Raw genomic sequence first — 26,563 nt, forward strand, 5'->3', positions numbered from 1 at the left:
GTGTGCAAAATCATTCTACCGTTTTTAATCGTTGAATTTCAACCCATTGCCTTCCTGTTTACAGCCATTTTCTACGTGAGAAGAAAATCAGCAGTCCGATAATAATGCACAGCATCACACCCAAAACCATGAAATAGCCGTAATGCCAATGCAGCTCGGGCATATTGTCGAAGTTCATGCCGTAGATGCCGGTGATGACGGTCAGCGGCATAAAGATAATGGTAATAACCGTCAACACGCGCATTTGCTGGTTCATACGGTTGGATTGGAAGGAAAGATAAATGTCCATCATGCTCAACACCATATCACGCGAGGCATCAAGCGATTCGATAAGCTGCATATTGTGGTCGTACACGTCGCGCAGATAGACGGTCGATTCGCCTTTGAAAATAGCAAAATCGCCGCGCACGGCCAGTTGGTAAAACACATCGCGTAATGGCAGAAGTGTACGGCGCAGACGGACGGCATCGCGCTTGAGGCGGTGGATCTTACTGAGAATATCGCTGTTTTCATTTTTAAACAGGGACTTGTCTATGACTTCGACGCGGTTGTTGTACTCTTCCAGGACGATGAAATAGTCGTCCACAATACGGTCAAGCAGGCAATAAGCAAGAAACGCCGTATTTTTGTTCAAAATATTGTGCGGATTTTCGTGCATCTGCCGGCGAAGATGGCTGAACAAGCCCAACGGTTTTTGTTGGAAAGACAACACAAAATCTTTGCCGATAATCACATACACTTGGTCGGAATGGAGCTTGCCTGTGGAGGTATAGTGGTAAACCTGTGCGGCAGTAAAAACATAGCTGCCGTAGTCTTCAATTTTCGGACGCTGCTTGCGGCTGAGAATGTCTTCAATAACCAGCTCATGGATGCCGTAAGGCTCAAGCGCGTGTTTGAGCAAGACAACATCATTGATACCGACAAAATGCAGCCAGTTGATTTGACCTTCTTGCGGGCAGGCAATATCGGGCAAGTTTTTTCCGGCAAGATAATCATGCTGAGCAAAGGTATCGGCGGAATACAAGGTTTGATGGATAGCAGAACGCGGCGCATTGTCGGTATTGCTGCGCTGCATGGTTTGGTCTTGCAGATTGTCGGTTGTCTCAACTGGATTGGCTGGTTTGCTCATAAAAATAAATCATGTTTTTTAGTTAGAATGAATTGTACAGACAGAAAAGGCCGTCTGAAAACTGATTTTCAGACGGCCTGACAATATCAATCAACGCTTTATTAGGCTTGAGGCGCGGTTTTCTCCAGCTCCAATGCGGCGGCAAGCAAGGACAGGCGCGCCATTACGCCGTAAACGTAGAGGCGGTTGTGTTCGTTGTCGACGTCGCAATCTTTTTCAGAGCGAGGCATACCGAGCGAATCCCATTGTTCAAATACGCGTTTGCACGCTTCAGGCGCTTCTTGGGAGTTGTCGCCGCTGCCGGTGGGGATGCTGTTGGACAGCGGGACGAATACCATGCCGCCGGCATTAAGGTTTTCGTCTGCGCCGCGCCCTTCGTGTACACGGAAGAAACCGCCGATAACGAAACGGTCCATCATATACACGACGGGTTCGCACACGGCACCGTTCATGGTTTCGTAGGTATAAATACCTTCTTGGACAATGACTTCGCTGACTTCCAAACCTTCTTTGACTTTTGCCATTTTATTGCGGTTTTTACGGTTCAATCCGCGCACTTCATCCGCAGATTTAACGCTCATCACGCCCATGCCGTAAGTGCCTGCGTCGGCTTTCACAATAACGAAAGGCTGGTCAGTAATACCCAATTCATCGTATTTGGCTTGAATTTTCGCCAATACGCGCTCTACCGCGTCTGCCAACGCATCTTCGCCTTCACGCTCTTGGAAATCCAAACCGCTGATTTTTTCAAAATAAGGATTGATTTGCCATTCATCGATGTCAATCAACTTGGCAAAGTCGGCAGCAACTTGGTTGTACGCGCCGAAATGTTCGGTTTTACGGCGAGTCGTCCAGCCGCCGTGCAATGGAGGCAAAACGGTTTGACTGATATCTTTAAGGATTTCAGGAACACCCGCAGACAAGTCATTGTTCAACAAAACAACGCAAGGCGAGAAACCGTCTGCGAGATGTACACGCTCACGGGTACGCAATAAAGGCTCAAGTAAAATTTTGTCGCCTAATGCGGTTTCAAACTCGGTTGGTTCAGTCACTTCCGGATTCAGGCTGCCCAAGCGCACTTCATACCCTGCCGAACGCAAAATCTCGCTGAGTGCGTAAACGTTTTGCAGATAGAATGTGTTGCGCGTGTGGTTTTCAGGAATAATCAATACGGATTTTGCCGTTTCACATGCGCGCTGTACCGCATCTTGCGCGGCAACCGCCGCCAGCGGGATAAAGTTGGGATTCAAATTATTGAAGCCGCCTGGAAACAGGTTCATATCGATAGATGAAATTTTGTAACCGGCATTACGGATGTCAACCGAACCATAAAATGGCGGACGGTGTTCGTTCCAATGCGAACGGAACCATGCTTCGATTTTGGCATGATTGGCAAGGACTTTTTTCTCAAATTCCCGTAATTGAGTCAGATGCTCAGGAGCCATTACCGGTAATTTCATTCTCTATACCTCTTGGTAAGTGTGGGTTGAGTGAGAATGATAGAACTTTTTAGTGCATTTCGACAAGCATTCTTTCAGATAAGATGAATCTTTTTGTCAACAATTCTACAATTTGTCTAATTTTTGACAAATGTTTTTGAAACTTTGCAACAAATTTTAAAAATTGGACAAATTTCTATTGCGCAGCCCCTATAAAAAGCCTAAAATCCGCCCATAAACGCAAACCATCATTCATACCTACCAATAGCAAAGAATACTCATCATGAGCGCACAAACCCTTTACGATAAACTTTGGAACAGCCACGTCGTCCGCGAAGAAGAAGACGGCACTGTCCTGCTTTACATCGACCGCCACCTGGTTCACGAAGTAACCAGCCCGCAAGCATTTGAAGGCTTGAAAATGGCCGGCCGCAAACTCTGGCGTATCGACAGCGTAGTCTCCACAGCCGACCACAACACCCCGACCGGCGACTGGGACAAAGGTATCCAAGATCCGATTTCCAAACTGCAAGTCGATACTTTGGACAAAAACATTAAAGAGTTTGGCGCACTCGCCTACTTCCCGTTCATGGATAAAGGTCAAGGCATTGTACACGTTATGGGCCCGGAGCAAGGTGCTACCCTGCCCGGCATGACCGTTGTCTGCGGCGACTCGCACACTTCTACCCACGGCGCATTCGGCGCATTGGCGCACGGTATCGGCACTTCCGAAGTCGAACACACCATGGCGACCCAATGTATTACTGCGAAAAAATCCAAATCTATGCTGATTGCCGTTGAAGGCCGTCTGAAACCTGGTGTTACCGCCAAAGACGTGGCGCTTTATATCATCGGCCAAATCGGTACGGCCGGCGGTACAGGCTACGCCATCGAGTTTGGCGGCGAAGCCATCCGCAGCCTTTCTATGGAAGGCCGCATGACCTTGTGCAATATGGCGATCGAAGCCGGTGCGCGTTCAGGCATGGTTGCCGTCGATCAAACCACCATCGACTATGTAAAAGGCAAACCTTTCGCACCTAAAGGCGAAGCGTGGGACAAAGCCGTTGAGTACTGGCGTACACTGGTGTCTGACGAAGGCGCCGTATTCGATAAAGAATACCACTTCAAAGCCGAAGACATCGAGCCTCAAGTAACTTGGGGTACCTCGCCTGAAATGGTTTTGGACATCAGCGGCAAAGTGCCTAATCCTGCCGAAGAAACCGATCCGGTCAAACGTAGCGGCATGGAACGCGCCCTTGAATACATGGGCTTGGAAGCCGGTACGCCATTAAACGAAATCCCTGTCGATATCGTCTTTATCGGCTCTTGCACCAACAGCCGTATCGAAGACTTGCGCGAAGCCGCCGCCATCGCCAAAGGCCGTAAAAAAGCGGACAATGTACAACGCGTATTGATTGTTCCCGGCTCCGGTTTGGTTAAAGAACAGGCCGAAAAAGAAGGCTTGCACGAAGTATTTATCGAAGCCGGTTTTGAATGGCGCGAGCCGGGCTGCTCTATGTGCCTCGCCATGAATGCCGACCGCCTGACTCCGGGACAACGTTGCGCATCCACTTCCAACCGTAACTTTGAAGGCCGTCAAGGCAACGGCGGACGCACCCACCTCGTCAGCCCTGCCATGGCAGCCGCAGCCGCGGTTACCGGCCACTTTACCGACATCCGCACTATGGCTTAAAATATTTTCAGACGGCCTTTATTCATCAGGCCGTCTGAAACAATACCTTGCTCAAGTAAGTTTTCCTATTGCGCAAAACGTCCGAAAACCTTCTCAATCATTGATAACTCGAAAGGAATCTAGTATGAAAAAACTGTTTGCATTGGCTGCCGCAGCCCTCATCCTGTCAGCTTGTTCCAGCACTTGGTCCGGCGCAAAAAACGATGCCAACCGCAATTGGGACAAAACCAAAGAAACTGCCGAGCGCGTAGCCGATAAAACCAAAGAAACCGCTGAACATGTTGCCGACAAGACTGAGGAAGCCGTTAAAAAAGGCGGCAATGCCGTAGGTCGGGGCATGACTCATGTCGGCGAAAAACTTGAAGCCGCTACCGAATAATTCGGTAAATCAGGCCGTCTGAAGCTCCAAACTCCGTTTCAGACGGCCTGATACTTTATTACTTGTTCAGACAGTTTCACGATTCCAAGCAAAAGGAAGAAACAATGAGTAATCCGTCAAGCTGGTTTGGTATTCACGCTCATGATTTGGATCGTGCCAAAGCCTTTTACGAATCCGTATTCGGCAAACCCCTGCAAGACGTTGGCGGCAATGGATTCCGTTTCATCATTTTTCCGGCCGATTACACCCAACACGGTACGGCCGGCATGATTTGGCACGACAGCAACGCCCAGCCCGGCCATGGCGGTACAACCATTTTCTTCAATTGCCCGGATTGTGCCGAAACAGCAGAAAAAGCCGTTGCAGCAGGCGGCAAACTGTTACAAGAGAAATTCCGCATTGCCAACGGCTTTGCAGCATTTATCGAAGATACAGAAGGCAACCGAATCGGTTTGCACAGCACACGCTAACCAGAATAGCCATAAAATTTCCCATTATTACTATAAGAATCTGACATGAAAGCCTTTACCAAAATTACCGCCATCGTCGCCCCGCTCGACCGCAGCAACGTCGATACCGACGCTATCATTCCCAAACAATTTTTGAAATCCATCAAACGCAGCGGCTTCGGCCCCAATGCCTTTGATGAATGGCGTTACCTCGACCACGGCGAACCGGGCATGGACAACAGCAAACGCCCGTTGAATCCGGATTTCTCCCTGAACCAGCCACGCTATCAAGGCGCACAAATCCTGTTGACGCGTAAAAACTTCGGTTGCGGATCTTCACGCGAACACGCCCCTTGGGCATTGGACGACTACGGTTTCCGCGCCGTCATCGCCCCCAGCTTTGCCGACATCTTCTTCAACAACTGTTACAAAAACGGCCTTTTGCCTATTGTTTTGACAGAAGAACAGGTGGACCAGCTTTTCAAAGAAGTCGAAGCCAACGAAGGCTATCAACTCTCCATCGACCTTGCCGAGCAAACCCTGACCACCCCTAGCGGCGAAACATTCACATTCGATATTACCGAACACCGCAAACACTGCCTCTTAAACGGCTTGGACGAAATTGGCCTGACCCTGCAACACGCTGACGAAATTCACGCCTTTGAAGAAAAACGCCGCCAAAGCCAGCCTTGGCTGTTTAACGGTTGATATACAAAAGGCCGTCTGAAAAATTTAAGTGTTTCAGACGGCCTTTACTGAATGCTTTGGGATAGTCCATGAGATCATTCGACGAATTAATCCAAACCCAAGACCCTGCATGGCCATTGATTCAAGAGTGGATTGCGAAAGCGACAAACAGTATTGAAGTTCTGCCACGTACGCTTAAAAAGGCAAAGGAAGAACTTGTCAAAACCCAAGTAACAATACGTTCGTTTATGGGCGCTGTCGTTTATGAAACCGGTGGCATCCTTATCGATAACGGCTGGTTGCGGATACTTGGCTCCGGTAACGCGAAGCTACCTCGTGGTTTAGGAAGTTGGAATCTAGGCCGCACACAATCCGAGCCAGCAGGCCCTGCTCCCTATTATCTGTTTGCCGATGATGTTGCTGGAGGCTATTTTGCGATTAATGGCGGAGGATTGAATGGCAAAGTAGGTAATGTTTTCTATCTGCCACCGGATACACTGGAATGGGAAGATTGCGGTAAAGGTTATGGAGACTTCTTAAATTGGGCATTGACCGGCGATTTACAGTTGTTTTACGAAAACCTGCGTTGGGAAAATTGGCGCGAAGAAATCCATGATTTGAATGGCGACAGCGTTTACACGTTCTTTCCGTTTTTGTGGACTGAAGAAGGCAGCGATATAAACCAAGTCAGCCGCAAGCGTATTCCTATTGCGGAACATTATGCTTCCACTTTGGATCTGCACAAAACAACTCCATAAAAGCCCTTTCAGACGGCCTTGTTATCAGAATTAAATAAGGCATCCTGAAAACCGTATTGGCTTCACATCCTGAAGTTTAATTTCTATCTAACCACACCATGATTACCGACACCATAAGCAATGCCACCCGCTACGCTGCCTTGCATCCCGACTTTGCAGAAGCCTTCCATCTGTTGCAGACCTTGGATTTTGCCAAGCTGCCGGACGGCCAAGTGCCATGCGAGAATCCCAATATCCGTATTTTTATCGGCAGCGAGCCGATGAGGACGCAGAAAGAAGCCCAGCCTGAAGCGCACTTAAAACACATTGATATTCAAACGCCGATTGATGGCAGCGAAACGTATGGCTGGATAGACAGAGGCCGTCTGAAAAACGGTTTAGGCTACAATGAAAAGCGCGATATTGAGTTTTTCAACTGCGAGCCGGAGACTTGGCTGACCTTAGAGCCTGGCGAATTTGCGCTATTTTTCCCGAATGATGCGCATGCCCCATTGGTCGGCGACAGGGCGAACATACGCAAAGTTGTTTTTAAAATTCGTGTTGAAACCGAGCGTCTATAATTTTTCAGACGGCCTTATCCCCTTATCAGGACACAATATGTCTTTTTTCAGCAAGTTGTTCCGCTCCAAACCTAAATTAATGACTTGGCAGGAATTTGTCGAATACTTTGCCCGTCGCATTCAAGAAGAATTGGATCTTGAGGCAGAAATCGACTGGGGCGAAACTATTGCGTCTTCACCTATCATTGTCCATTTTTCCGAAGACGATGAAGCATCGTTCAGCACATATTTGAGCAACCATTACACAAGTTATCTGCAAAATCCCGAGGCCTTGGAGGCTATTGTTGCAGCCAATTTAGCGGTTATCTATAAGATTCAAGACACTGATGCCAGTGTTTCAGCACAACAAATTCTTCCGACGATTAAAAATACGATTTATCTGGAAAATGCCAGACTGATTACAAATACGGACGAAGCCGAACCTGACGATTACCTGGTATACAAACCGATTGCCGGCGATATCATGTTGCTTTATATGGTGGATACGGAAGAATCCATGCATACGCTCAATCGTGAACATATGAAAGAGGCCGGTATTGAAGATGAAGACGCCTTGTATCGTACCGCTATGGATAATTTGCGCCAACGGATGAATGGACGTGTCCAAATTCATCATGCCGAAGGTTGGTCATTGGCTCAAATTCATTTGGACAACGACTATGATGCTTCCCTAATTTTGCTTTTGGACGAAGTACTTAAAGATGATCCTATGCTGCCGGCCAACCCCGTTTTTGCAGTCCCGGCACGCAACGCCCTGCTCGTTTGCAGCCCATCCGATGAAGAGGCTTTGCAGGCGATGGCAAATATTGCACTGCAAGCATTTGAAGAATCTGCCTACGCGATTTCTACCCAGCTTTACCAGTACCATAATGGTACAATCAGCGTTTTCAGAGCAAATTGATTTAAGGCCGTCTGAAAAACAGGCGACCTGTCCTTTACCTAAAACCTTCCCATAAGGAAACCCGAAATGACCAAACATATCGCTATCTTGCGCGGCGACGGCATCGGCCCTGAAATCGTTGCAGAAACCGTCCGTGTACTCGACAAACTTATCGAACAAGGTTTGGATGTCAGCTACGAATACGCACCTTTGGGTGGCGAAGCCTATGACGAATACGGCCATCCTTATCCAGAATTCACGCAAAACCTTTGCCGTAAAGCCGATGCGGTACTGCTTGGTGCAGTCGGTTCTCCTCAATACGACAATCTCGACCGTCCGCTGCGCCCTGAGCGCGGCTTGTTGGCCATCCGTAAAGACTTGAATCTGTTTGCCAATTTGCGCCCTGCCATTTTGTATAAAGAGCTAGCCAATGCTTCTACTTTGAAACCGGAAATCGTAGCCGGCCTCGACATCCTTATCGTACGCGAACTGACCGGCGATATTTACTTTGGCGAGCCGCGCGGCATCCGTGTTTTGGAAAACGGCGAACGCGAAGGTTATAACACCATGAAATACAGCGAAAGCGAAATCCGCCGTATTGCCCACGTTGCCTTCCAATCCGCCCAAAAACGCAGCAAAAAAGTCTGCTCCGTAGGCAAAGCCAACGTTTTGGAAACCACCGAACTGTGGCGCGAAATCTTTGAAGAAATCGGCAAAGAATACCCTGATGTCGAGCTCTCCCATATGTACGTCGACAACGCCGCCATGCAGCTCGTGCGTGCGCCCAAACAATTTGATGTGATTGCCACCGGCAACATCTTCGGCGATATCCTCTCCGACGAAGCCTCCATGCTGACCGGTTCCATCGGTATGCTGCCTTCCGCTTCTTTGGACGAAAACGGCAAAGGCCTGTACGAACCATCCCATGGCTCTGCTCCCGACATTGCCGGTCAAAACAAAGCCAATCCGCTGGCAACCGTATTGTCTCTTGCCATGTTGCTTCGTTACAGCCTGAACGACGAAGTACGCGCGCAACAAGTTGAAAACGCCGTACAAAAAGTACTGCAACAAGGCTTGCGTACCGGCGACATTTACGAAGAAGGTACCAAACTGGTTTCCTGCTCCGAAATGGGCGATGCCGTATTGGCCGCTTTGTAAGAGGCCGTCTGAAAAAAGCGTGGGATCAATCCCGCGCTTTTTTATATGCGAAAACTTTAAACCATAAAAAAGGGCGTGTCTTCACACGCCCTTTCGTCTTATTTCAGACGGCCTTAAGATTGAAGCAATCAACCTCTTTTGTGTTTGCCGCCAAAGCTGTCGTTAGACTTGCGCTTGCCTTTAAAGCCTTCGCTGCCTTTTTTGAAACCGTCAGCTTTTTTGAAACCATCTTTCTTAAAGCCATCTTTCTTGAAACCGTCTTTTTTATGGCCTTCGCTGCGAGCTTTACCGCCGAAACCTTCTTTAGCCGGTTTTTTATCACCGCGCCAACCGCCGGATTTACGATCGCCCCAGCCGCCTTTGCCTTTCGGTTTAGCGCCGGCAGATTTGCGTTTGCGTGTCGGCTCCATGCCTTCGATGGTCAGCTCAGGCAATTTACGGCCGATGTATTTTTCAATTTTGTGTACTTTGACGTATTCGTTCACTTCGGCAAAAGTAATCGCAATACCGGTGCGGCCTGCGCGGCCGGTACGGCCGATACGGTGAACGTAGTCTTCAGCCTGTTTCGGCAAGTCGTAGTTGATAACGTGGGTAATGGTTGGTACGTCGATACCGCGTGCGGCAACGTCGGTGGCAACCAAAATTTTGCAGCGGCCTTTGCGCAAGTCCATCAGCGTGCGGTTACGCCAGCCTTGCGGCATATCGCCGTGCAGGCAGTTGGCGGCAAAACCTTTTTCGTACAACTCATCCGCAATGACTTCGGTCATGGCTTTGGTGGATGTAAAGATCACGCATTGGTCGATATTGGCATCGCGCAAAATGTGGTCGAGCAGGCGGTTTTTATGGCGCATATCGTCGCAGTACAACAGCTGCTCTTCGATTTTGCCTTGATCGTCCACACGCTCAACTTCGATGGTTTCAGGGTCTTTGGTCAGTTTGCGCGCCAGTTTGCCCACTGCGCCGTCCCAAGTGGCAGAGAACAACAAAGTCTGACGGTCGCTCGGCGTTGCTTCCACGATGGTTTCGATGTCGTCGATAAAGCCCATGTCCAACATACGGTCGGCTTCGTCCAGAATCAGCACTTCCAAACGTTCAAAATCAACTTTGCCGCTCTGCATCAAGTCCATCAGACGGCCCGGAGTGGCGACAATCAGGTCAACCGGTTTGCTCAGAGCACGGGTTTGATAGCCGAAAGATGCACCGCCAACAATGCTGACAGTACGGAACCAACGCATATTTTTAGCATACGCCAGCGCGTTTTTTTCCACTTGAGCCGCCAGTTCGCGGGTCGGGGTCAATACCAAAGCGCGCGGGCCTTTGCCCGGTTTTTCGCTGCGCTTGGTCAGTTTTTGCAAAGTCGGCAGCAGGAAGGCTGCGGTTTTTCCTGAACCGGTTTGTGCCGAAGCCATAATGTCGCGGCCGTCCAAAGCAAACGGAATCGCTTGCGCCTGAATCGGGGTCGGGCTTTCATAACCCTCGCTGCTTACGGCAGACAAAATGTTTTTATCAAGGTTCAAATCGGCAAATTTAATAGACATATCTATCCTAAGAGACAACAACGCGCACGCCTGAACAATTTCAGACGACCTGAAGCAAAGGAAAGTAACGATACGGGAAATGTGAAGTTACAGGGTTGTCGCAAGCATCTTGCTTGTGGTTAACATCGACGACAACCTGCACAGAAAAGGCTTTGCAAATATGCAAGCAATAAAAGAAACGCGCCCGAAACGGCGGTTTAGGTTGGATGACGATGGCTTCGTATCAAAAGGCGAACGGCGGATAATATAGATTTTATGGATAACAGTCAAGCAAAAAGGCATCAAGTGCGTTAAAATCCAACCCCTTCCCAATACTTATTCAGGCCGTCTGAAAACCATGACCGACATTACCCCCTTTGCCAACCGCTTGGGCAAAAACATCAAACATCTTATGAAATGGGCCAAACGCAATAATATCGAAGCCTGGCGCATTTATGACCGCGATATTCCCCAATTTCCCTTTGCCGTCGATGTTTACGGCGACCAAATCCATCTTCAGGAATACGATACCGGCTGGCTGATGCAGCTCGAAGAATACGAAACATGGCTTGCGGATGTATTGGAGGCCGTCGGTTTTGTGACCGGTTTTGCACCCGAACAAATCCACCTCAAACGCCGAGAACGTCAAAAAGGTTTACAACAATACGAGAAAACCGGCAAAACCGGCGACGATTTCGTCATCACTGAAAACGGCCGCAAGTTTTGGGTCAACCTCGACAAATACCTCGACACCGGCCTCTTCCTTGACCACCGCAACACGCGCAAAAAAGTAGGCGAAACCGCAGAGGGCAAACGCTTCCTCAACCTGTTTTCCTACACAGGCAGCTTTACCGTCTATGCCGCAACCGGCGGCGCGTTATCCAGTGAAACTGTCGATTTGTCCAACACATATCTCGATTGGGCGAAACGCAATTTCGAACTCAACGGCATCGACACCGAACAACACAAAATCGTCCGCGCCGACGTGTTCCAATACCTGCAAAACGCCGCTGCCGAAGGCAAACAGTTCGACCTTATCGTCATGGATCCGCCCAGCTTCTCCAACAGCAAAAAGATGCTCGACATTCTCGACATCCAGCGCGACCATAAAAAGCTGATTGACGGCGCAATGAACCTGCTCGCTTCAGACGGTATTTTGTACTTCTCCAACAACCTACGCAGCTTTGTGTTGGACGATTCGGTCGCGGAACAATATGCGGTCAAAGACATTTCCAAGCAGTCCGTTCCCGACGATTTCCGCAACAAAAAAATTCATCAATGCTGGGAAATCAAGCATAAATAAGCATCAGGCCGTCTGAAAGCCAGTTTTCAGACGGCCTGATTACCATATTGAATCTCTCAATCAATAGGCGCATAATTGAAGAAATTGTTGACAATATCAAAAGGAAAATAACATGCAAAACTACCTGACGCCCAATTTCTCATTCACCCCCATGATTCCAGAACGCGCGCTCGGCAGCCGGGTTTGGGATACCGAAAGACGAGAATACATTGACCTGTCAGGCGGTATTGCTGTGAACGCGCTGGGCCATTGCCATCCTGATTTGGTCGCAGCCTTGACCGAACAGTCGCAAAAACTTTGGCACATTTCTAATATCTACACTACCCAACCGGCGCAAGAATTGGCCAAAAAATTGGTCGAAAACACCTTCGCCGACAAAGTATTTTTCTGCAACTCCGGCGCAGAGGCCAATGAAGCCGCGCTGAAACTGGCGCGCAAATACGGCCGCGATCATTTTGGCGAACACAAAACCGAAATCATCTCCTGCCTCAACAGCTTCCACGGCCGCACCCTGTTTACCGTATCCGTCGGCGGCCAGCCCAAATACAGCAAAGACTACGCGCCGCTGCCGGCCGGCATTACCCACGTTCCCTTCAATGATGTTGCCGCATTGGAAGCAGCCGTCAGCGACAAAACCTGCGCCGTGATTATCGAGCCGATTCAAGGCGAAAGCGGCATTCTGCCTGCCACTCAAGAATATCTGCAAGCCGCACGCCGTTTATGCGACAAACACGGCACCTTGCTGATTTTGGACGAAGTGCAAACCGGCATGGGGCATACAGGCAAACTGTTTGCCTACGAGCATTACGGCGTAACACCCGATATCCTCAGCTCCGCCAAAGCCTTGGGCGGCGGCTTCCCGATTGGCGCGATTCTGACCACCGATAAAATCGCCCCAACCTTCGGCCCTGGAACGCATGGCTCGACCTTTGGCGGCAATCCGATGGCGTGTGCGGTCGGCAGCCGTGCGTTTGACATCATCAATGCGACCGAAACATTGGCACACGTTAAACAACAAGGCCAAAAACTTCAGACGGCCTTGCGTGAAATAGGCGAAAAGACCGGCGTATTTAAAGAAGTCCGCGGCATGGGCTTGCTGCTCGGCTGCGTATTGGCAGACGAATACGCAGGCAAGGCATCAGAAATTACCGCCGCCGCTTTAAAACACGGCCTGATGGTACTGGTTGCCGGCGCCAATGTCGTGCGCTTCGCCCCCAGCCTGCTGCTGAACGATGAAGACATGGCTGAAGGCTTGAAACGTTTTGAAGCAGCCTTGGCCGAATGGTTGGCCTGATTTTTAAAACCCAATATCCAAATCAGCCGACAGCTTTTATTCCCTAATTGATGCCATATAGTAAAGGCCGTCTGAAAGACTGTTTGAGTTTTTCAGACGGCCTTTTTTCAATATTGAAAACAACATCCGCCTACATGCTTTGTCATTTGATGTTTGTTAAAAATCGTACCGCTTCTTCGTGTTACGCTTGGCAAACAATTTGATTTTACGAAGAAAAGGAGCAGGAGATGGTATCATTGAAAACCCAAATCGCCGGTTTTTCTTTTGACAACTGTCTGATGAACGCAGCAGGTGTGTCGTGTATGACTGTTGAGGAATTGGAAGCAGTCAGACAGTCTTCGGCAGGCACTTTCATTACCAAGACCGCAACGCTTACCCCTCGTCAAGGCAACCCCGAGCCGCGTTATCGGGACGTACCTCTCGGCAGCATCAATTCGATGGGTTTGCCGAATCAAGGCATTGATTACTATCTGAATTACCTGCTTACCCTTCAAGAATCTCAGCCGGAACGGACATTTTTCCTATCACTGGTCGGTCTGTTGCCCGGCGAAACACATATCCTGTTGGAAAAGGTGCAAAATAGCGGGTTTAACGGCATTACCGAACTCAACCTATCCTGCCCAAACGTCCCCGGCAAACCGCAAATCGCCTACGACTTTGAAACAACCGAGATGATTTTGGATAATGCCTTTACCTACTTCGACAAGCCATTGGGCATCAAGCTACCGCCGTATTTTGATATTGCCCATTTCGATCAAGCGGCGAAAGTGTTCAACCGCTATCCCCTAAAATTCGTCAACTGCGTCAACTCCATCGGCAACGGCATGTATATCGAAGACGAATCCGTCGTCATCCGCCCGAAAAACGGCTTCGGCGGCATTGGAGGCCAATACATCAAACCGACTGCGCTCGCCAATGTCCACGCGTTCTATCAAAGACTGGATCCGTCTATCCAAGTCATCGGAACCGGCGGCGTTTACAGCGGCCGTGATGCGTTTGAACACATCTTGTGCGGCGCAAGCATGGTGCAGATCGGCACGGCGCTACACCAGCAAGGCGTCGGTATTTTTGAACGGGTTTCCCTTGAATTAAAAGCCATCATGGCGCAAAAAGGCTATGAGAAGCTGGAAGACTTCAAAGGCAAATTGAAATATTTTGAATAAGGTTTACTCTAAAAAACGCCCAAGGCCGTCTGAAAATTTCAGACGGCCTTGTTGTATAATTGCTCCCCACATTACCCGTCTTCCCCTTCAATGAAACTCAACCCCCAACAGCAAGCCGCGGTCAAATATCTAGGCGGCCCCCTGCTCGTCCTTGCCGGCGCAGGCAGCGGCAAAACCGGTGTGATTACGCAAAAAATCAAGCATTTGATTGTCAATATAGGCTATCTGCCGCATACCGTTGCAGCGATTACATTTACCAATAAAGCCGCCACGGAAATGCAGGAGCGCGTCTCTAAAATGCTGCCCAAGTCGCAAACGCGCGGGCTGACGATTTGCACCTTCCACTCTTTGGGTATGAAGATTTTGCGCGAAGAAGCGAACCATATCGGTTATAAAAAAAACTTTTCCATTCTCGACTCTACCGACAGCGCAAAAATCATCGGCGAACTCTTGGGCGGTACGGGCAAAGAAGCCATATTCAAAGCGCAACATCAAATTTCCCTTTGGAAAAACGATTTAAAGACGCCTGAAGAAGTAGTTCAGACGGCCGCTAATGTGTGGGAAGAGCAAACAGCGCGCGTGTATGCGAGCTATCAGGAAACCCTGCAAAGCTATCAGGCGGTGGACTTCGACGACTTAATTCGCCTGCCTGCCGTGCTGTTGCAGCAAAACAGCGAAGTGCGCAATAAATGGCAGTGGCGGCTGCGTTATCTGCTGGTTGATGAATGCCAAGACACTAACACCTGCCAATTCACCCTGATGAAGCTTCTGACCGGCGCGGAAGGCATGTTTACCGCTGTCGGCGATGACGACCAGTCCATCTACGCATGGCGCGGCGCAAACATGGAAAACCTGCGTAAAATGCAGGAAGACTATCCACAGATGAAAGTCATCAAGCTGGAGCAAAACTACCGCTCCACCGCGCGGATTCTTAAAATCGCCAACAAAGTGATTGAAAACAACCCCAAGCTGTTCACCAAAAAACTTTGGTCGCAGTTCGGCGAAGGCGAAATCGTCAAGGTCGTTGCCTGTCAAAGCGAGCAGCACGAAGCCGACTGGGTTGTCAGCCAAATCGTCAAGCAGAAGCTGGTCGGCGGCGACAAAACCCAATACGCCGATTTCGCCGTGTTATACCGTGGCAACCATCAAGCGCGAATTTTTGAAGAAGCCTTGCGCAGCGCGCGCGTTCCTTATCAACTCTCCGGCGGGCAGAGTTTTTTCGACAAAGCCGAAATCAAAGACGTTTTGTCCTATTTGCGCCTGCTTGCCAATCCCAACGACGATCCCGCCTTCCTGCGCGCCGTGACCACGCCCAAACGCGGTATCGGCGACGTCACGCTGGGCAAACTCAACACCTACGCGCACGAACACGAATGCAGCCTATATGAAGCCGCGCAGACCGAAGAAGCGCTTGCCCTGTTGAACAATACCAACCGCCAACACCTGCAAGCCTTCATGGATATGATTGAAAACTACCGCGCCAAAGCCGAAATCAGCGAAGCAGGCGAGCTTATCCATAACCTGCTGAGAGAAATCGACTACGAAAACCACCTGTTGGCAAACGAAGAAGGCAAAGCAGGCGAAATCAAATGGCGCAACGTTACCGACCTGACTGGCTGGCTGGAACGCAAAGGCGAGCAAGACGGCAAAAACATCATCGAGCTTGCCCAAACCATCGCCCTGATGACGCTTTTGGAAGGCAAAAGTGAAGAAGAAGTCGATGCCGTCAAACTTTCCACCCTGCACGCTTCCAAAGGTTTGGAATACCCCTACGTTTTCCTTGTCGGTTGCGAAGAAGGTATCTTGCCGCATAATGACAGCATAGAAGAAGACAATGTCGAAGAAGAACGCCGCCTGATGTACGTCGGCATTACCCGCGCCAAACGCCAGCTTACACTGACCCACTGCCTCAAACGCAAAAAGCAAGGCACATGGCAGTTCCCCGAGCCGAGCCGCTTCATAGACGAAATGCCGCAGGAAGACATCAAGATTTTAGGCCGCAAAGGCGGCGAGCCGATTGTGAGCAAGGAAGAAGGGAAAAGCAATCTGGCGGGTTTGCTGGATATGCTGGGAAACAAAAGAAAAGGATAAAGCAAGGCCATCTGAAAGCAACCTTTCAGACGGCCTTATTGTCAGCAAAATGTCAAAGTCAACAATAAAATAATTTTTTACTTTATACCTTTATGCCCATCTATTCCCATTCCTCCCGATTCTTCAAAAATAAACAAAAATAATCGAATAATCAGGTACAAAATAAAAAAATCAAGCGACACGATTGCTCCATTTCCCTTCAATTTATAAGCAAAAATTGTCAACACTTGAAGTATAAATTCACAAGCAAAATCGCATTTTTCAGGTATAATAATGGATTCCCCAACTGCATTTTGTGAGCTGAATCCATGTCTGTTGTTCTGCCCTTGCGCGGTGTAACCGCCCTTTCCGATTTCCGTGTTGAAAAACTCTTTCAAAAAGCAGCCGCACTCGGCCTGCCCGAAGTCAAATTAAGCAGCGAATTTTGGTATTTTGTCGGTAGCGAAAAAGCACTTGATGCCGCGACAGTCGAAAAACTGCAAGCCTTACTGGCAGCGCAAAGCGTTGAACAAACGCCCAAAGCGCGCGAGGGCTTGCATTTATTTTTGGTAACGCCCCGTTTGGGTACGATTTCGCCGTGGGCTTCCAAGGCGACCAATATCGCCGAAAACTGCGGTTTGGAAGGCATTGAGCGTATTGAACGCGGCATGGCCGTATGGTTGGAAGGTGCGCTTACCGACGGGCAAAAACAACAATGGGCAGCCCTATTGCACGACCGCATGACCGAAAGCGTGTTGACCGACATCGATGCAGCGGCGCAACTGTTCCACCACATCCAATCGGAAACCTTCTCCAGCGTAGATGTATTGGGCGGCGGTAAAGAGGCATTGGTCAAAGCCAATACCGAAATGGGTTTGGCACTTTCAGCCGACGAAATCGATTATCTGGTCGAAAACTACCAAGTTTTAAACCGCAATCCGTCCGATGTTGAATTGATGATGTTCGCTCAGGCAAACAGCGAACACTGCCGCCACAAAATCTTCAACGCCGACTTCATCCTCAACGGCGAAAAACAGCCGAAATCCCTTTTCGGCATGATACGCGATACGCACAATGCGCATCCCGAAGGCACAGTCGTTGCCTATAAAGACAATTCGTCCGTGATCGAAGGCGCAAAAGTCGAGCGTTTCTATCCGAATGCGGCGGAAAACCAAGGCTACCGTTTCCACGAAGAAGACACCCATATCATCATGAAGGTGGAAACACACAACCACCCGACCGCCATCGCGCCGTTTGCGGGTGCGGCGACGGGCGCGGGCGGCGAAATCCGCGACGAAGGCGCAACAGGCAAAGGCTCACGTCCGAAAGCAGGCTTGACCGGCTTTACCGTCTCCAACCTGAATATTCCGGGCCTGGAGCAGCCTTGGGAACAAGCCTACGGCAAACCCGGCCATATTGCTTCTCCTTTAGACATCATGATTGAAGGCCCGATCGGCGGCGCGGCATTCAACAACGAATTCGGCCGCCCGAACCTCTTGGGCTACTTCCGCACTTTTGAAGAGAAGTTCGACGGTCAGGTTCGCGGCTATCACAAACCGATTATGATTGCCGGCGGCTTGGGCAGCATTCAGGCGCAGCAAACACACAAAGACGAAATCCCCGAAGGCGCATTGCTGATCCAACTGGGCGGCCCGGGTATGCTTATCGGTTTAGGCGGTGGCGCGGCTTCTTCCATGAATACCGGCACGAACGATGCGTCTTTGGACTTCAACTCCGTCCAACGCGGCAATCCCGAAATCGAACGTCGCGCGCAAGAAGTGATCGACCGCTGCTGGCAGCTCGGCGATAAGAACCCGATTATCTCCATTCACGACGTCGGCGCAGGCGGCTTGTCCAACGCCTTCCCCGAGCTCGTCAACGATGCCGGACGCGGCGCGGTATTCAAGCTGCGTGAAGTACCGCTGGAAGAACATGGCCTCAATCCGTTGCAGATTTGGTGTAACGAATCGCAAGAACGTTATGTGTTATCGATTTTGGAAAAAGATTTGGAGACCTTCCGCGCCATCTGCGAACGCGAACGCTGCCCGTTTGCCGTAATCGGCACGGCGACCGACGACGGCCATTTGAAAGTGCGCGACGACTTGTTCTCCAACAATCCTGTCGATTTGCCGTTGAACGTTTTGCTCGGCAAACCGCCCAAAACCACGCGTACCGACAAAACAGTTACGCCGTCTGAAAAACCGTTTAACGCCGGCGATATTGACATTACCGAAGCCGCCTACCGCGTTTTGCGCCTGCCTACCGTAGCCGCCAAAAACTTCCTGATTACCATCGGCGACCGCAGCGTCGGCGGCATGACCCACCGCGACCAAATGGTCGGCAAATACCAAACCCCCGTAGCCGACTGCGCCGTAACCATGATGGGCTTCAATACCTATCGCGGCGAAGCGATGTCTATGGGCGAAAAACCAACCGTCGCCCTGTTTGACGCGCCTGCTTCGGGCAGAATGTGCGTCGGCGAAGCCATCACCAACATCGCTGCGGTCAATATCGGCGACATCGGCAACATCAAACTCTCCGCCAACTGGATGGCTGCGTGCGGTAACGAAGGCGAAGACGAAAAACTCTACCGCACCGTCGAAGCCGTTTCCAAAGCCTGTCAGGCATTGGATTTGAGCATTCCGGTGGGTAAAGACAGCCTGTCGATGAAAACCGTATGGCAGGATAACGGCGCACAAAAATCCGTGGTTTCGCCTTTAAGCCTGATTATTTCGGCGTTTGCGCCGGTGGAAGACGTACGCAAGACTGTTACGCCTGAATTAAAAAACGTCGAAGACAGCGTATTGCTGCTGGTTGACTTGGGCAACGGCAAAGCGCGCATGGGCGGCTCTGCATTCGGTCAGGTTTACAACAATATGACCGGCGACGCGCCTGATTTAGACGATACAGGCCGTCTGAAAGCGTTTTACAACGTGATTCAACAGCTTGTCGCCGAAGACAAACTCTTGGCGTACCATGACCGCAGCGACGGCGGCTTGTTTGCCGCTTTGGTAGAAATGGCGTTTGCAGGCCGCATCGGCGTCAATGTGGATTTGACCTCGCTGGTTACCAACCAAGCCGATGCCAACGAAGCCAGCATTTGCGCATTATTCAATGAAGAGCTGGGCGCAGTGATTCAAATTGCCAAACAAGATGTAGCGGCCGTAGAAGCCTTGTTTAAAGAAGCTGATTTGGCACTGCATACCGTTGCGACCATCGGTACTGACGAGAAAATCGTTATCCGTAACCAAGCAGGCATCGTATTGGAACAAAACCGCGCCGACCTACAACGCGCATGGCAGGAAACCAGCCACGCCATCCAACGCCTGCGCGACAACCCTGCCTGCGCCGACAGCGAGTTTGCCCTGATTGACGACAACGAACGCAGCGCATTGTTTGCCGACGTGAAGTTTGATGTAAACGAAGATATCGCCGCGCCATTCATCAACAGCGGCGCGAAACCCAAAATCGCCATCCTGCGCGAACAGGGCGTAAACGGGCAAATTGAAATGGCCGCCGCCTTCACCCGCGCCGGTTTCGATGCTTACGACGTGCATATGTCCGACCTGATGGCAGGCCGCGTCCACCTTGCCGACTTCAAAATGCTGGCGGCGTGCGGCGGCTTCAGCTACGGCGATGTACTCGGTGCAGGCGAAGGCTGGGCGAAATCGATTCTGTTCCACCCTGCTCTGCGCGATCAATTTGCCGCCTTCTTTGCCGATCCGAACACGCTGACATTGGGCGTGTGCAACGGCTGTCAAATGGTCAGCAACCTTGCCGAAATTATCCCGGGCGCAGAAACATGGCCGAAGTTCAAACGCAACTTGAGCGAACAGTTTGAAGCGCGCCTGAGTATGGTTCATGTTCCGAAATCCGCGTCGCTGATTCTGAACGAAATGCAAGGCTCCAGCCTGCCTGTCGTGGTCAGCCACGGCGAAGGCCGCGCCGACTTCGCACTTCACGGCGGCAACATTTCTGCCGATTTGGGCATTGCGCTACAATATGTAGACGGTCAAAACCAAGTGACCCAAACTTATCCGCTCAACCCTAACGGCTCGCCTCAAGGTATTGCCGGTGTGACCAACGCCGACGGCCGCGTTACCATCATGATGCCGCATCCGGAACGCGTGTACCGCGCCGCACAAATGAGCTGGAAACCGGAAGACTGGACGGAATTGTCCGGCTGGTACCGCCTCTTTGCCGGCGCAAGAAAAGCTTTGGGTTAACCAGGCTGATTTGATTCGGCTTTAAAGAAAAGGTCGTCTGAAATAGGCACATCGGACTTCGCTCCAACCTGTTTCAGACGGCCTAGATTTTTTATCCCGAACCTATATACAAAAAAACTTAATTGAATTTATAGAAAGATTTGGAGAAGCTTATGTCTGACAAAGTAATTTTTAAAAACAAGCCGAATGATGATGAATATATTAAATGGATTGAAGAAAACTCAAATGGATTTGTATTAAATATAGATCAAACTAAAGACCCTTCTAAGATTTATAAAGATTATCCCAAAATACATTTTGCTAATTGTGGCCAACTAAATAAAAGGCCGGGGCGCACAACTAAAAAATATTTCAAAGTTTGCTCAAACTCAATCGAAGAACTTGAACGATGGAGCTTGAACACATACAACAAAGAACTAACTCCATGCAGAACCTGTAAGAAAAGAGGATTATTAGTGGCATGGTACGCAGAAATAAAAAATCTTCAGGCGGCTTCTGCCCTGTCCTTAAAATCTGATATAGACGAACTCAAAGAATGTTTAGTATCTGAGACCAATTCAGCAAAACGAACCGAAATTGAGACTTTGATAAAAGCCCGTCAAGGGCAAGGCAGTTTCCGACAAAAACTACTCAAACTGTATCCAAGCTGCCCGCTGACCGGTCTAGATATCGAGCCTTTACTCATTGCCAGCCATATTAAACCTTGGAGCGTGTGCGATGATAACGAGCGTTTATGTCGCTTCAATGGTCTGATGCTCGCACCCAATATCGACAGATTATTCGATAATGGACTGATTACGTTTGATACCGACGGTACGATAAAAATCAGCCCGACAATCGATTCGGAAAATCAAAAGCGGTTGGGAATTTCTCCCGATATGAAATTAAAAATTCGACCGGAAAGCGAAAAATATTTCGAGTATCACCGCAACCATGTCTTCCAAAAAGAAGAATAGATGGGTTGAACAGTCTGTTGATTTAAGGTCGTCTGAAAACGATTTAGCGAACCACTCTATACCTGTTTTCAGACGACCTTTTTGCGTCCTTTTGCATATAAAGACCAAACCGACCATCGTCATTCCCGCGTAGGCGGGAATGACGGTGGCGAAGTGTTTTTTTGGATTCCCATTATCGGCATTCCATTAGCGTGTTCTGCAAGCAGAAGCATCATTCCGTATAATCATAATCCCCCTTAGCTCCCCATCAGCTATAATCGACATATTCAGACGGCCTTTCCCGACATTATGACTCGACAAGCCTTTATCCTCAGCGATTGCGAATTTTCCGAATGCGGAGAAAAGCCTTACGCCCTGTTGACCGCGAATCCGACGAAGGAACACCACTTCATCGCTCAAACCGAGCAGCGGCAACATGCGCATAATCCGCAGGTCAGCCCGCAGAATCAGAATGTTTACAAGCTGCCCTTGTCAATGTTCCATACTGGCGAAAAAGCCCGCGGCAAAGAACAAAACCGCAGCGAAGCGATAAGCGTCAACATCATCGGCAACTTGACAGCGAAAAACCTCTATACGCTGACCTTTGTCGAAGACTCCGCCAACCAATACAATTTGGAAAGCTGGTTCAACCGTCATGAAAGCGGCTACGAAGATGCCTGCAACCATCTGCGCACCCTGCCTGCAGGCCGTCTGAAAACACCTACGGCAAATGCCGACACCGTCAAAGTACCGGATGTCTTGTGGCGGATATTGCGGCTGAAATTCCTCGGTATTCTGCGCAATCCGCACAACCATAAAAACCTGTTTGCCCACCGCCTGCACCAAACACTTCGGGCACGGCTGCCGGAAGTCGGTTTTGAATTTGTCCGCTTGATCAGCAAACGCGACCCCAAGCGCATCGAAGCCATTATGCAGTCTTACCGTTTCACCTTTCTCGGCTATGTCGATTGGCTGGGCGGGCTTTACGGTATGTTGAGCGAAGGCGTGGCGCAACCGTCGTTGTTTGAACGGCTGTTTTGCAACATCTTTGCCGAACCCGAAGCAGTGAAAATCGAATTGTTCCGCTATCCGGAAAACACAGGGCTGTGCCTGTTTGGCGACAGCAGTTTCTGCCTGCAAGCCTCGGCCAAGCTATTCAGCGTCGGCGTCAATATTTCGCACGATATGTTTGCCGTCGTCCATCTGCAAACCGACCGTTGGCACGCGTTTAAAAATACCTTTCATCACGACGCGCCCAAACTGCAAGGCCAAGTGCGGATTATCGACGGCGACCAAACCCAAAGATTGCTGTTCAACCGACTGTGCATCCATCAAGCCCATGAAGCCGTATTCGGCCAAAGCCCGAATATCAAAGATTATTTAGAGGCCGTCTGAAACCCCTAACCAGAAGAAAGTATATGAAAATCACGCCAATCCAAGCCCTAAACGACAACTACATCTGGATGATTCAAGAAGGCAACCATGCCGCCTGCGTCGATCCGTCCGATGCCACGCCCGTTTTGAAATTCCTCGTCCACAACCGCCTGATGCTGGCGCAAACATGGATTACCCATCCACACCCCGACCATACCGGCGGCGCAAAAAGCTTGTTCCACGGCTTTTTAGAATCCCCAATCTATGGCGAAAGCGACATCGACGTAGCGACGCATACCGTCGCCGCAGGTACGCAGTTCCCGTTTGGCGAAGGCTTGGTTACCGTTTGGGCAACCCCCGGCCATACCGACCGCCACATCAGCTATCTGTTGGAAAATTCAGACGGCCTGCACGTTTTCTGCGGCGATACCTTGTTCTCCGCCGGTTGCGGCCGCGTATTTACCGGCACAATCGAGCAGCTTTACGACAGTTTCCACCGATTCAACCAGCTGCCCGAAGAAACGCTGTTTTATCCGGCGCACGAATATACAGCCTCCAATCTACGCTTTGCTCAGCATATCGAGCCGGACAATGCCGACATTCAGACGGCCTTGGCCGCAGCCGAACACACGCCGACGCTGCCTGTCAGCCTGGCGCACGAACGCAAAGTCAACCCTTTTTTACGCGTTCACCTACCCCAAGTTCAGGCACGCGCCGAAGAATTGAGCGGACGAAAATTAAACAGCGAACTCGAAGTCTTCGCCGCTTTGCGTGAATTGAAAAATCAATTTTAATTGGGCTTAATCCCTCAATAATAAAGGCCGTCTGAACAATATCTTTTCAGACGGCCTTTATTATTTAGGGATTATTCCCATTCAATCGTGGCAGGCGGTTTACCGCTGACATCATAAACCACGCGGTTGATGCCTTTGACTTCGTTGATGATGCGGTTGGACACGCGGCCAAGCAGCGAGTATGGCAGTTCTGCCCAGTGCGCAGTCATAAAGTCGCTGGTAATCACGGCACGCAAAGCTACGACGTAATCGTAAGTACGGCCGTCGCCCATCACGCCGACGGATTTCACAGGCAGGAATACGGCAAAGGCTTGGCTGGTCAGGTCGTACCAAGATGTGCCGTTTTCATCGGTAGTATTGCGCAATTCTTGAATGAAAATATCGTCTGCCTGACGGAGCAAGTCGGCGTATTCTTTTTTCACTTCGCCCAAGATACGCACGCCCAAACCCGGGCCCGGGAACGGATGACGGTACACCATTTCACGCGGCAGACCCAAAGCAACGCCCAATTCTCGCACTTCGTCTTTGAACAAGTCGCGTAAAGGCTCAAGCAGCTTGAGCTTCATGTTTTCAGGCAGGCCGCCGACGTTATGGTGGGATTTGATGGCGTGGGCTTTTTTGGTTTTTGCACCTGCAGATTCGATTACGTCAGGGTAAATCGTACCTTGCGCCAACCATTTGGCGTTGGTGAGTTTTTTCTCCTCAGCGTCAAAGACTTCGATAAATTCCGCACCGATGATTTTGCGTTTTTTCTCCGGATCGGTCACGCCGGCAAGTTTCGCCAAAAACTGCTCTTCGGCATCAACGTGAATCACGCGTACGCCCAAGTTGCGGGCAAACATGTCCATCACCATTTTACCTTCGTTCAAACGCAACAAACCGTGGTCAACAAACACGCAGGTCAGTTGGTCGCCGATGGCGCGGTGAATCAGCGCGGCCGCTACGGAAGAGTCCACGCCGCCGGACAAACCTAAAATCACTTCGTCGCTGCCGACTTGTTCGCGGATTTTGGCAACGGCTTCTTCGATGTAGTTCGGCATGGTCCAGCTTGGTTGTGCGCCGCAAATATCCAAGACAAAGCGGTTCAACAACGCGCGGCCTTGTTTGGTGTGGGTCACTTCAGGGTGGAATTGGATACCGTAGAATTGTTTCTCAGCATTTTCCATCATGGCAATCGGGCAAGACGGGGTGTCGCCGATGACAGAGAAGCCGGTAGGCAGTTTGGAAACTTTATCGCCATGGCTCATCCAGACGTCGAGCGCATTAGGCGCATCGTCTTGAATGCCGCGTGTCAGCTCGCTGTCGATGGTTTTAACTTGCGCATAACCGAATTCGCGTTGGTTGCCCGGGCTAACTTCGCCGCCCAAGTGGTGCGCCATAAATTGCATGCCATAGCAGATACCCAAAACCGGAATGCCCAAATCAAAAATACCGGTATCGGCTTGATAATCGGATTCGTAAACGGAATTAGGGCCGCCGGAGAGGATGATGCCTTTCGGGTTGAAGGCTTTGATTTCTTCCAAAGGCATGTCAAAAGAATGCAGTTCGCAGTAAACATGGGCTTCGCGCACGCGTCGGGCGATCAGCTGGGTAACTTGCGAGCCGAAGTCGAGAATAAGGATTTTGTCTTGGGTCATGGCGGAAACTTTGCAAAATGTAAGAAAACGGTGCGGCCGTAAGGGTAAATTTCAAATTTAAACCACAATAAAAAAGGCCGTCTGAATCGGCGGATTATACCATTGTTCAGACGGCCTTTATAGGGCAAAACCCAAATCTCTCATCTTTCTATTTTGTGTGTTTCTCAGGAATCATATCGCTGCGCGAGAGCAACAGCAGGCAACCCAACACAACCATGCCGATGGCCAGCAACGGCGAGAGGTAAATCCAGTAGCTCATGTGCAGATAAATGGCTGTACCGATATAAACCAGCATCGGGCCGGAAACGATGGACTGTTTGTTGATGCCGTCCATAATCAACACGGCAAAGCCCAAAATAATTAATGCACCGGCAATCATTGTCGATGTCGCAGGCAAAATATCCGTAGCGCGTAAAAACCAAATCGCGCCAAAGATAATCAAAAATAAAGGCAGAAAAAGTGAGGGACGGGACATAACAACGCTCCGTAAAGGTTTCAGACGGCCTGTATTATTGGGTGCGTCGGTCATACAGACAAGATATAAAAATGCAATCTTGTGTGTGATTATGCAAAGGTTGGCACAACAGAAAGGCCGTCTGAACAATAGCAAACCGAAATCAAATATTTTAATTTATCCTGTTACAGACGGCCTTTTAAATCATCAGGCTTTGCCGGTACTGCCGAATCCGCCTTCACCGCGCTCGCTGGCGGCAAACTCGTCCACAACCTTAAACGCAGCTTGGACAACCGGCACAATCACCATTTGCGCGATACGTTCCATCGGCTCGATGGTAAACGCTTCTTTACCACGGTTCCACAAAGAAACCTTCAATTCGCCTTGATAATCCGAGTCAATCAAACCGACCAAATTACCCAAAACAATACCGTGTTTATGACCCAAGCCCGAACGCGGCAGCAAAACGGCTGCATACGCAGGGTTGGCCAAATGCACCGCCAAACCGGTCGGCACAAGATACACATCGCCCGGCTGCAACACAACAGCTTCATCCAAGCAGGCACGCAAGTCCAAACCGGCAGAACCGGGCGTTGCATAAGCAGGCAGGGAATCGGCCATTTTCGGATTTAAGATTTTCAGTTCGACTTCGGTTTGCATGACA

At 50.0% G+C, this 26,563-nt stretch carries 22 protein-coding genes; 16 read left to right on the forward strand and 6 right to left on the reverse strand.

The window, feature by feature from the left end; all coding sequences use genetic code 11:
• Positions 1–58: 58 nt before the first annotated feature.
• Positions 59–1,129, reverse strand: coding sequence for a magnesium/cobalt transporter CorA (corA, locus tag ACTHTK_RS01045; RefSeq protein ID WP_440378232.1), 1,071 nt, complete (start codon positions 1,127–1,129; stop codon positions 59–61).
• A gap of 101 nt (positions 1,130–1,230) precedes the next feature.
• Positions 1,231–2,589, reverse strand: a complete 1,359-nt coding sequence (gene gshA, locus ACTHTK_RS01050) for a glutamate--cysteine ligase (RefSeq protein ID WP_440378233.1) — start codon at positions 2,587–2,589, stop codon at positions 1,231–1,233.
• Between the two features lie 262 nt (positions 2,590–2,851).
• On the opposite strand from gshA, the gene leuC reads away from it, so the two are divergent.
• The 8 genes from leuC to leuB all read left to right on the forward strand — a co-directional run bounded on the left by leuC (position 2,852) and on the right by leuB (position 9,132).
• Entirely contained in the window at positions 2,852–4,261 is a 1,410-nt protein-coding gene (gene leuC, locus ACTHTK_RS01055) for a 3-isopropylmalate dehydratase large subunit (protein WP_063075787.1), read from the forward strand.
• 124 nt (positions 4,262–4,385) lie between these two features.
• Positions 4,386–4,640, forward strand: a complete 255-nt coding sequence (locus tag ACTHTK_RS01060) for a hypothetical protein (protein ID WP_254342292.1) — start codon at positions 4,386–4,388, stop codon at positions 4,638–4,640.
• 104 nt (positions 4,641–4,744) lie between these two features.
• Entirely contained in the window at positions 4,745–5,110 is a 366-nt protein-coding gene (locus ACTHTK_RS01065) for a VOC family protein (RefSeq protein ID WP_049331002.1), read from the forward strand.
• A gap of 45 nt (positions 5,111–5,155) precedes the next feature.
• Positions 5,156–5,797 (forward strand): 3-isopropylmalate dehydratase small subunit, encoded by a 642-nt coding sequence (leuD, locus tag ACTHTK_RS01070; RefSeq protein WP_003677355.1) that lies wholly within the window; start codon positions 5,156–5,158, stop codon positions 5,795–5,797.
• 68 nt (positions 5,798–5,865) lie between these two features.
• Positions 5,866–6,534: a DUF2625 domain-containing protein gene (locus ACTHTK_RS01075; protein WP_440378234.1), complete on the forward strand. Its 669-nt coding sequence runs from the start codon at positions 5,866–5,868 to the stop codon at positions 6,532–6,534.
• A 98-nt stretch (positions 6,535–6,632) separates the two neighbouring features.
• Positions 6,633–7,094 carry a YhcH/YjgK/YiaL family protein gene (locus ACTHTK_RS01080; RefSeq protein WP_440378235.1) on the forward strand — a complete coding sequence of 154 codons (462 nt, stop codon included), beginning with the start codon at positions 6,633–6,635 and terminating at the stop codon, positions 7,092–7,094.
• Between the two features lie 37 nt (positions 7,095–7,131).
• On the forward strand, positions 7,132–7,995 hold the full coding sequence (locus ACTHTK_RS01085) for a DUF1444 family protein (protein ID WP_371459215.1): 864 nt from the start codon (positions 7,132–7,134) through the stop codon (positions 7,993–7,995).
• Between the two features lie 66 nt (positions 7,996–8,061).
• A complete protein-coding gene (leuB, locus tag ACTHTK_RS01090) occupies positions 8,062–9,132 on the forward strand; it encodes a 3-isopropylmalate dehydrogenase (protein ID WP_371459216.1) in 1,071 nt (356 codons plus the stop codon).
• A gap of 128 nt (positions 9,133–9,260) precedes the next feature.
• On the opposite strand, the gene ACTHTK_RS01095 is transcribed toward leuB, so the two are convergent.
• Entirely contained in the window at positions 9,261–10,670 is a 1,410-nt protein-coding gene (locus ACTHTK_RS01095) for a DEAD/DEAH box helicase (protein WP_371459217.1), read from the reverse strand.
• Between the two features lie 337 nt (positions 10,671–11,007).
• On the opposite strand from ACTHTK_RS01095, the gene ACTHTK_RS01100 reads away from it, so the two are divergent.
• From ACTHTK_RS01100 to gloB, 8 genes are all read left to right on the forward strand, one after another.
• Complete coding sequence (locus tag ACTHTK_RS01100) at positions 11,008–11,952, forward strand: class I SAM-dependent methyltransferase (RefSeq protein WP_107723310.1); 945 nt, start codon at positions 11,008–11,010, stop codon at positions 11,950–11,952.
• A gap of 112 nt (positions 11,953–12,064) precedes the next feature.
• Positions 12,065–13,246, forward strand: a complete 1,182-nt coding sequence (locus ACTHTK_RS01105) for an aspartate aminotransferase family protein (RefSeq protein WP_440378236.1) — start codon at positions 12,065–12,067, stop codon at positions 13,244–13,246.
• Between the two features lie 227 nt (positions 13,247–13,473).
• Positions 13,474–14,409 (forward strand): dihydroorotate oxidase, encoded by a 936-nt coding sequence (locus tag ACTHTK_RS01110; protein ID WP_440378237.1) that lies wholly within the window; start codon positions 13,474–13,476, stop codon positions 14,407–14,409.
• 90 nt (positions 14,410–14,499) lie between these two features.
• A complete protein-coding gene (gene rep, locus ACTHTK_RS01115) occupies positions 14,500–16,500 on the forward strand; it encodes a DNA helicase Rep (protein ID WP_440378238.1) in 2,001 nt (666 codons plus the stop codon).
• Positions 16,501–16,808: 308 nt separating this feature from the next.
• Positions 16,809–20,705, forward strand: coding sequence for a phosphoribosylformylglycinamidine synthase (gene purL / locus ACTHTK_RS01120; protein WP_107723314.1), 3,897 nt, complete (start codon positions 16,809–16,811; stop codon positions 20,703–20,705).
• Between the two features lie 152 nt (positions 20,706–20,857).
• Positions 20,858–21,661: an HNH endonuclease gene (locus tag ACTHTK_RS01125; RefSeq protein ID WP_070695622.1), complete on the forward strand. Its 804-nt coding sequence runs from the start codon at positions 20,858–20,860 to the stop codon at positions 21,659–21,661.
• Positions 21,662–21,949: 288 nt separating this feature from the next.
• A complete protein-coding gene (locus ACTHTK_RS01130) occupies positions 21,950–23,035 on the forward strand; it encodes a hypothetical protein (protein ID WP_440378239.1) in 1,086 nt (361 codons plus the stop codon).
• Positions 23,036–23,058: 23 nt separating this feature from the next.
• Positions 23,059–23,808, forward strand: coding sequence for a hydroxyacylglutathione hydrolase (gloB, locus tag ACTHTK_RS01135; RefSeq protein WP_440378240.1), 750 nt, complete (start codon positions 23,059–23,061; stop codon positions 23,806–23,808).
• A gap of 71 nt (positions 23,809–23,879) precedes the next feature.
• Here gloB and guaA read toward each other — a convergent pair whose 3' ends face one another.
• The 3 genes from guaA to dut form a co-directional block, all read right to left on the reverse strand.
• The gene (guaA, locus tag ACTHTK_RS01140) at positions 23,880–25,445 is read right to left on the reverse strand and encodes a glutamine-hydrolyzing GMP synthase (RefSeq protein WP_440378241.1); all 1,566 of its coding nucleotides are present in this window, start codon (positions 25,443–25,445) and stop codon (positions 23,880–23,882) included.
• 148 nt (positions 25,446–25,593) lie between these two features.
• Complete coding sequence (locus ACTHTK_RS01145; RefSeq protein ID WP_039862324.1) at positions 25,594–25,920, reverse strand: hypothetical protein; 327 nt, start codon at positions 25,918–25,920, stop codon at positions 25,594–25,596.
• 186 nt (positions 25,921–26,106) lie between these two features.
• Positions 26,107–26,559, reverse strand: a complete 453-nt coding sequence (dut, locus tag ACTHTK_RS01150) for a dUTP diphosphatase (protein WP_003680707.1) — start codon at positions 26,557–26,559, stop codon at positions 26,107–26,109.
• Positions 26,560–26,563: the final 4 nt, after the last annotated feature.

The sequence above is a fragment of the Neisseria sp. P0006.S009 genome, from assembly GCF_051962915.1.
GTDB classification, from domain to species: Bacteria; Pseudomonadota; Gammaproteobacteria; order Burkholderiales; family Neisseriaceae; genus Neisseria; species Neisseria subflava_E.

Coding starts and splice junctions, on each gene's coding strand:
- corA (WP_440378232.1), bottom strand. CDS start 1,129: ATGAGCAAACCAGCCAATCCAGTTGAGACAACCGACAATCTGCAAGAC.
- gshA (WP_440378233.1), bottom strand. CDS start 2,589: ATGAAATTACCGGTAATGGCTCCTGAGCATCTGACTCAATTACGGGAA.
- leuC (WP_063075787.1), top strand. CDS start 2,852: ATGAGCGCACAAACCCTTTACGATAAACTTTGGAACAGCCACGTCGTC.
- ACTHTK_RS01060 (WP_254342292.1), top strand. CDS start 4,386: ATGAAAAAACTGTTTGCATTGGCTGCCGCAGCCCTCATCCTGTCAGCT.
- ACTHTK_RS01065 (WP_049331002.1), top strand. CDS start 4,745: ATGAGTAATCCGTCAAGCTGGTTTGGTATTCACGCTCATGATTTGGAT.
- leuD (WP_003677355.1), top strand. CDS start 5,156: ATGAAAGCCTTTACCAAAATTACCGCCATCGTCGCCCCGCTCGACCGC.
- ACTHTK_RS01075 (WP_440378234.1), top strand. CDS start 5,866: ATGAGATCATTCGACGAATTAATCCAAACCCAAGACCCTGCATGGCCA.
- ACTHTK_RS01080 (WP_440378235.1), top strand. CDS start 6,633: ATGATTACCGACACCATAAGCAATGCCACCCGCTACGCTGCCTTGCAT.
- ACTHTK_RS01085 (WP_371459215.1), top strand. CDS start 7,132: ATGTCTTTTTTCAGCAAGTTGTTCCGCTCCAAACCTAAATTAATGACT.
- leuB (WP_371459216.1), top strand. CDS start 8,062: ATGACCAAACATATCGCTATCTTGCGCGGCGACGGCATCGGCCCTGAA.
- ACTHTK_RS01095 (WP_371459217.1), bottom strand. CDS start 10,670: ATGTCTATTAAATTTGCCGATTTGAACCTTGATAAAAACATTTTGTCT.
- ACTHTK_RS01100 (WP_107723310.1), top strand. CDS start 11,008: ATGACCGACATTACCCCCTTTGCCAACCGCTTGGGCAAAAACATCAAA.
- ACTHTK_RS01105 (WP_440378236.1), top strand. CDS start 12,065: ATGCAAAACTACCTGACGCCCAATTTCTCATTCACCCCCATGATTCCA.
- ACTHTK_RS01110 (WP_440378237.1), top strand. CDS start 13,474: ATGGTATCATTGAAAACCCAAATCGCCGGTTTTTCTTTTGACAACTGT.
- rep (WP_440378238.1), top strand. CDS start 14,500: ATGAAACTCAACCCCCAACAGCAAGCCGCGGTCAAATATCTAGGCGGC.
- purL (WP_107723314.1), top strand. CDS start 16,809: ATGTCTGTTGTTCTGCCCTTGCGCGGTGTAACCGCCCTTTCCGATTTC.
- ACTHTK_RS01125 (WP_070695622.1), top strand. CDS start 20,858: ATGTCTGACAAAGTAATTTTTAAAAACAAGCCGAATGATGATGAATAT.
- ACTHTK_RS01130 (WP_440378239.1), top strand. CDS start 21,950: ATGACTCGACAAGCCTTTATCCTCAGCGATTGCGAATTTTCCGAATGC.
- gloB (WP_440378240.1), top strand. CDS start 23,059: ATGAAAATCACGCCAATCCAAGCCCTAAACGACAACTACATCTGGATG.
- guaA (WP_440378241.1), bottom strand. CDS start 25,445: ATGACCCAAGACAAAATCCTTATTCTCGACTTCGGCTCGCAAGTTACC.
- ACTHTK_RS01145 (WP_039862324.1), bottom strand. CDS start 25,920: ATGTCCCGTCCCTCACTTTTTCTGCCTTTATTTTTGATTATCTTTGGC.
- dut (WP_003680707.1), bottom strand. CDS start 26,559: ATGCAAACCGAAGTCGAACTGAAAATCTTAAATCCGAAAATGGCCGAT.